The sequence below is a fragment of the Paucihalobacter ruber genome, assembly GCF_006494535.1.
GTDB lineage: Bacteria > Bacteroidota > Bacteroidia > Flavobacteriales > Flavobacteriaceae > Paucihalobacter > Paucihalobacter ruber.
This window is the reverse complement of record NZ_VHIQ01000001.1, coordinates 797,567-803,566: the sequence shown is the minus strand read 5'-3', so window position 1 is coordinate 803,566 and position 6,000 is coordinate 797,567. Positions and strand designations below refer to the sequence as shown.

Genomic DNA, 6,000 nt, shown 5'->3' with positions numbered 1-6,000 from the left:
TGCGGCAGATTATGCAGACAAAAAAGGATTACTAGATAATGTTATTGTTTTTCAGTATTTTGGTTGAAAGAATAGAACCATTTATGTATTGTTGGAACCACACGATGCAATCGTGCGGCAGCAGGGGTCTTCAGGGCAAGTTACCAGAACTAATGAAGATGGAATGTACGTTATTACAGGAGGTGTTAAATCCACTACTGTAAATAAGTCAAAAACAAAATCATTAACTAAACGGATACAAAAAAGATTCCCTTTTTATAATCCTGACCCAAAAAAGTATAAAAATGCTCGTAACTAAAAAAACCATTATAAGAAGCCTTAAGTGTTTTTCAATATTGCTTGTTTTTATTACCACAGTAAACTGTGAGAGTTCAAAAAATCACAAGTATATAAATGTCCATTTTATACAATCTGGAACTACTTTTCCTATTTCAATGGATTGCAATTTTAACGGAAATGAAAATGAGCAGACAGGAAATCTATTTTATAAAAAAATAACTGATAAGTCCTTTATAGATAGATTTTATAACGAGTATGAAAGCTTAAAAGTTAGTAGCGTAAATAAAAATCATCCAGATAATAGAATAATGGCATTTGTTCATTATAATGATAAAAAAACCGATACATTATGTTTTGGCGAAAGTTATGGTATTATGATAAATGGTATAAGAATGAATGATTCTGAAAAGCTACTGAAAATGCTAAAAGATAAGATTGAATATGAGGCAACTAATAAAACCACGGAAGAAATACTTGGAAGTAGTGAAAAAGAATAGCTTTAATTTTCATTTAAAGCAAACTTTTAAACAGCAATCATTTTGATTGCTGTTTATTGTTGCAACAATTTTTGGATTAAATAAGCTTTAAGAACAAAATCAGAAAAGAAATCAATAACAGTTTACTTTTGTTTTTTGGAGAGTTTTTGAAGAGTTTATCCAAAATTTTGTGTTTTTGAAATATAATTTCAAAATTCATAGGTTAAAATAATATTGATTATAACCTGTTTGGGAAACATTTATACAATTTATTGCAAATTTGACCTCGTATCCAATTTATGCAACTGACGTATTGATATCACCAATGAAAGCTGTCTCATTTTAATTATAAAAAATACGGTGCACTCAAATTGTTTTTTCTGCTGCATTCCAGAAATCAAAAACTAAGGAAAACCCTTACTAAAACCAAGGAAAAGCCTTAGCTGCTTTTCAATTAAATAGCATAATTTGGACTTATTGAAAAACTGTCGCTGTATGAGAATGATATCATTTTTAGCAATTATTTTTATTATAAGTATATCAGGCTGCGAAGACTTGATAGAAGAAGTAGACATTAGCAATGAAACTGTGATGGTTTTAGCCCCGGTAAATCAGGTGGTTCTTAACAGCGGTGATGTCTTGTTTACGTGGGAAGCTGTTGAGCAGGCCAATCGTTATCATCTACAAATTGCCGTCCCCAATTTTGAAAATGCCCAACAAATTCTTGCAGACACTAATGTGGTTGCCACGCATTTTTTTAAGAATTTGGAACCTAATCAATACCAATGGCGTATCAGGGCGGAAAACTCCACTTATTTTACCAATTATACCTTATTGAATTTTAGCATTGAAGAATAAGAAAAAAACATACGTATTACTTGTATTGGTGGTGGTAGTTTGGGGTCTGGTTATTTATAGAATTATAGCCGCACTCAACCCCGAATTACCAGACTTAACACCGCCATCGCTTAGTGGGTTAAAAGTGGAATCCATAAAAAGAGATAGCTTAAGTTTTACCATGACCAAGCTCGACCGCGATCCCTTTTTAGGGACCATCACCAAACAAGACACCTTTAAAATCGTCAAAGCCCAATCCTCAATCCCTAAAAACAACATACAAGTGACCTATAAAGGTATTATCATGCCTTCTTCAAAAGAAGCAGCCATATTTATTTTACAGATCAAAAACCGAGAACGATTGCTGAAAGTTGGACAAAGCGTTGACAGTGTTACCCTAGTTAAAGGCAATGCATCAACAGTTACCATAAAATATAACCATATCGTTCGTCAAATCCCAATAAAGGTATAATATGCGTTTAGTAAAGGCCGGTGCACTACAATTGGTAACCTATATAGTGATGTTAATAGCGTTACTATTGGCGGCTTTTATTATGGTAGTACACACTTATAAGAAGTTTGGTGTTGACACGCAGTTGCAAATTGAGCAAATTAAAAGTTCTCAGAGCACTATTCATCAATTCTTAGAAGTTCAAGATATTTCTTATGATAGTATAAAGGTTGATAATGATTTTCCCGAAATGGGCAACACCACCTTTAAGCGAGGAAATTGGGGTGTATTTGAAACCTATTATGCCGTTAGTCGATACCATAACAAATCTTTTGCCAGTATGGCCTTGGTTGGTGCCGGAAACTCCCGTTATGAGAAAACAGCTTTGATTTTAAAGGACCACCACATGCCATTGGTGGTAGTAGGCGGAACCACTATTACCGGCGATGTAATTTTGCCAAAGCGCGGTGTAAAAACAGGGCATATAGGCGGAGTGAGTTATTACAAGGAACAATTGATTTACGGTGAAGAACAAGTTACACCCAGAGTTTTTCCGCAAATTACTAACCGAGTGAGGCAAGCTATTGAAATATTGGGAAACCCAAACGTCGGGCAGTCGGTAATACCAATAGATCAGTTAGAAAATGGCAGCTACTCCTTTTTAAAACCCATGGTTTACTACCAAACCGATGAGGCATTGGTTTTAGAAAACCTCAGCATTCTGGGTCATGTCATCATTCAATCCAATACCGAGATAACAGTAACGCAAACGGCACAACTCAATGATATCATACTAATAGCACCGGTAATTAATATCGCGGACCATGTATCTGGTAATTTCCAGGCCATTGCCACAAAAGCCATACAAGTAGGCAAGGAGGTATTACTCATGTATCCATCAGCATTGGTATTGCGTAGCGAAGCTTCAATTAGAAATGCAGATGATTTGGGCCATATTACTATTGGTGAAGAAGCGGATGTTAAGGGTGTTATTTTAGTTTTGGGCACACAGTTACCAAAAAACTATCAGCCACAACTTACCATTTTGCCCATCGCCAGTGTAACAGGAATGGTGTATTGTGAACAAAACATGGAATTACGCGGTACGGTTAAAGGGTTGGTAATAGCAGACCAGTTTATCATAAAAGAAGCAGGTGCGGTATATATGAACCATTTGTTTAATGCCGTGGTTGACAGACCAGCTTTGGCGGATGAATTTTTAGGTATTGAGATAGATGATGAACATGAAAAAGGCATCGCGAAATGGCTGTACTAAAATTAAAAGCATCTACACTAATGGAAACTTTGGTGGCTACGGTTTTGGTTTTGGTGATTATGGTCGTAGCCGGCCTTATATTGAATAATTTATTTACCACAAGTATTAGAAATAGTACAGGGAGTGTGCAAAATTACATCAATGAATTAGAATACAGGTATTTAAATGGAGCTATCACCATACCCTATTCAGATAGTTTTGAAGATTGGGATATTAGTATTTTAAAAGATAACCATTCAACGGGCACCTTAATCATAGAGGCTACTCAAAACGACACGCGTAAAACCATTAAAAGCATTCTTAATGAGAATCCGATTAAGCGTTAAGGCATTAACATTAAATGAGATGGTAATTGTGTTGGTTATTTCGGCCATCGTTATGGGTATGGCATTTGCGGTGCTACGTATGGTACAGCAGCATATGGAAACCATTACCAAGAATTTTGAACACCAAACCCAGTGTCGTTTATTAGAACAAGCCCTTTGGATAGATTTTAGTAAGTGTTCTAATATTACTTATAATTCTGAAGATGCGGTATTGACCTTGAAACAACATGAAGAAGCCGTTTTGTATCAATTTAACGACAACTATGTGCTCAGAAATTTGGATACCATTCCCATAGGCGTGAGTGAAATTGAGCTATTTTTCGAAGCCCAATCTCGAGAAGATGGTTTGGTAGATGCCATCAAGTTAACCATGTTTAAACCCTTAAGACATAAAGCCTTGTTTGTTTATAAAATAAATGACGCCACCACATATATCAACACTCATGGCCTTTAAGCTAGACAACATACAAGTCAACGAAAAGAAGTCTGGTTTTGCCATAGATACCGGTTTCTTGCAGAAGGAGCTATTTGTTTTTAATAGGCCATTTGGTAATAAAGTGAAAGAAGACTTTTACTCTGAAATTGGTATTTTGTTAAGTGCGGGTATCAATCTCAAGGATACGCTATCACTCATAAAGGACACTACGAAAAGCAAATCGAGTTCCAGTCTTATTGAACACATTGAACAAGACTTGGTAAAAGGCAAAAATCTTTCAGAAGCAATACAATCCCAGCCATATTTTAGTGATTATGAATATTACTCCTTAAAAATTGGGGAGGAGACCGGTACAACTGCCAGAATCACCTTGCAATTAGGGGACTTTTACAAACGTAAGAATGAGCAGCGCAAGCATTTAATCAATGCCTTGACTTATCCGATAATTATTATTAGTACCGCTATTTTGGTGGTTTTATTTATGTTGCAATTTGTGGTGCCCATGTTCGAAGATATTTTTAAGCAGCAGCAGGTGGAACTACCGGGCATTACTGTTTTTGTGATTAACATGTCTGATTTTATCAAACAGAATTTTTATTACATGCTTGCCGTTATTATCGTTTTTTGGATATTGAAAAGACCTTTAAATAAAAAGCAATGGTATCGCAGGGCTAAGGACATTTTTTTAAGTAAAATACCCGTTTTGGGAAACTTTATCAAAACCATTTATTTATCGCAATTTTCGCAGGCCATGGCATTATTAACAGCTTCGAGAATACCGTTGGTACAATGTTTAGAATTGGTAGAAAAAATGATTGATTATTATCCGTTAAAAAGCGCACTCGAACAAATTGAAGGCAGTTTAATGAATGGTGTTTCTTTAAGTGAGGCCATGGCAGCACATAAATTATTTGACGGTAAAATGATTGCTCTGATAAAGGTAGCTGAAGAAACCAATCAAACCGAGCACATGTTTAGCAAGTTGAATGAGCGCTACAACGAGAGCGTGCAACAGCGATCAAAGATGCTTTCAACAATTTTGGAGCCATTTATTATTTTATTTGTTGGTTTGTTTGTAGGATTTATTTTGATTGCCATGTATTTGCCGATGTTTAGGCTTAGTAGTATTATCGGGTGATGGTTGTATTTGTACTTTAAATTATTACTGAAGTTTTGAACGATAAATTTTTATCAAATTTGATATCCTTTAGAAGTTATCAGATGCCATTGCTTGCATAAGAAACCATTAAAGAGCAATTCTTCTTTAGGTGTCATAGGACTTATACCAATCAGCTTTTTATATGGAAGGTCTCGATTAAGATGTTTTACCTGGACCTTATATAACATTCCTAATTTCATCAATTAAATCAGATAAGTATGCATCCAATATACAATCCATGTAGGTTTTATTAAACTTTATATCTACATGTTATTAAGTTCTGAAAAAATCGTTCAATGTTTTAAAAAAATTAATATTTTGGTTCGAAAATAGGTCAAATTTTTGTGCCAAAGTGTTCCGGCATATTCCCCAACTTTATTTAAAATATAAAATTTTAAGACTACCTAGGGTATTCTATTGAACCGAGACTGGCCAACATCCCGTTTTGAACGACTTCTTGATAAGAATTGATGAAGGTAAATAAAGAAAATGTTAAGCCTAAAACAATAATGGCTATCATTCCAAATAGGACAAAGTGGATATGATGCCCTAAAAAATTGACGTATTTTAACTGTTTCATTTTGGTTGGTTAGGTTGGTTAATAGAAACTAAGTTAAAAAAATTATTAACATATATTTAAGAGAAACATGAGAAAAATGTTAATTTTAAGATGATTGTAAAATAAAACTTACAAGCAGAAAGCCTTTTCTTACGGTTTTAGAACTTTGATAATAAAAAAAGTAAGAAATTACATCAGTAT

The 6,000-nt window shown here is 34.5% G+C and carries 7 protein-coding genes; all 7 read left to right on the top strand.

Annotation, left to right across the window (positions count from 1 at the left end; genetic code table 11):
• Positions 1 to 284: 284 nt before the first annotated feature.
• The 7 genes from FJ651_RS03490 (at position 285) to FJ651_RS03460 (ending at position 5,219) form a co-directional block, all read left to right on the top strand.
• Complete coding sequence (locus tag FJ651_RS03490) at positions 285 to 776, top strand: hypothetical protein (RefSeq protein WP_140989004.1); 492 nt, start codon at positions 285 to 287, stop codon at positions 774 to 776.
• 474 nt (positions 777 to 1,250) lie between these two features.
• Entirely contained in the window at positions 1,251 to 1,613 is a 363-nt protein-coding gene (locus tag FJ651_RS03485; protein WP_140989003.1) for a hypothetical protein, read from the top strand.
• Entirely contained in the window at positions 1,603 to 2,064 is a 462-nt protein-coding gene (locus tag FJ651_RS03480; RefSeq protein WP_140989002.1) for a hypothetical protein, read from the top strand. Before FJ651_RS03485 ends, FJ651_RS03480 begins: the two co-directional genes overlap by 11 nt.
• 1 nt (position 2,065) lies before the next feature.
• Entirely contained in the window at positions 2,066 to 3,319 is a 1,254-nt protein-coding gene (locus FJ651_RS03475) for a hypothetical protein (protein WP_140989001.1), read from the top strand.
• Complete coding sequence (locus FJ651_RS03470) at positions 3,307 to 3,645, top strand: hypothetical protein (RefSeq protein ID WP_140989000.1); 339 nt, start codon at positions 3,307 to 3,309, stop codon at positions 3,643 to 3,645. The genes FJ651_RS03475 and FJ651_RS03470 overlap by 13 nt, the downstream gene beginning before the upstream one ends.
• Positions 3,623 to 4,099 (top strand): PulJ/GspJ family protein, encoded by a 477-nt coding sequence (locus tag FJ651_RS03465; RefSeq protein ID WP_140988999.1) that lies wholly within the window; start codon positions 3,623 to 3,625, stop codon positions 4,097 to 4,099. The genes FJ651_RS03470 and FJ651_RS03465 overlap by 23 nt, the downstream gene beginning before the upstream one ends.
• Positions 4,089 to 5,219, top strand: a complete 1,131-nt coding sequence (locus tag FJ651_RS03460) for a type II secretion system F family protein (protein ID WP_140988998.1) — start codon at positions 4,089 to 4,091, stop codon at positions 5,217 to 5,219. The genes FJ651_RS03465 and FJ651_RS03460 overlap by 11 nt, the downstream gene beginning before the upstream one ends.
• Positions 5,220 to 6,000 lie beyond the last annotated feature (781 nt).

Bases quoted from the DNA above. Each gene is read 5' to 3' on its own strand.
- FJ651_RS03490 (WP_140989004.1), top strand. From the start codon at position 285: ATGCTCGTAACTAAAAAAACCATTATAAGAAGCCTTAAGTGTTTTTCA.
- FJ651_RS03485 (WP_140989003.1), top strand. From the start codon at position 1,251: ATGAGAATGATATCATTTTTAGCAATTATTTTTATTATAAGTATATCA.
- FJ651_RS03475 (WP_140989001.1), top strand. From the start codon at position 2,066: ATGCGTTTAGTAAAGGCCGGTGCACTACAATTGGTAACCTATATAGTG.
- FJ651_RS03470 (WP_140989000.1), top strand. From the start codon at position 3,307: ATGGCTGTACTAAAATTAAAAGCATCTACACTAATGGAAACTTTGGTG.
- FJ651_RS03465 (WP_140988999.1), top strand. From the start codon at position 3,623: ATGAGAATCCGATTAAGCGTTAAGGCATTAACATTAAATGAGATGGTA.
- FJ651_RS03460 (WP_140988998.1), top strand. From the start codon at position 4,089: ATGGCCTTTAAGCTAGACAACATACAAGTCAACGAAAAGAAGTCTGGT.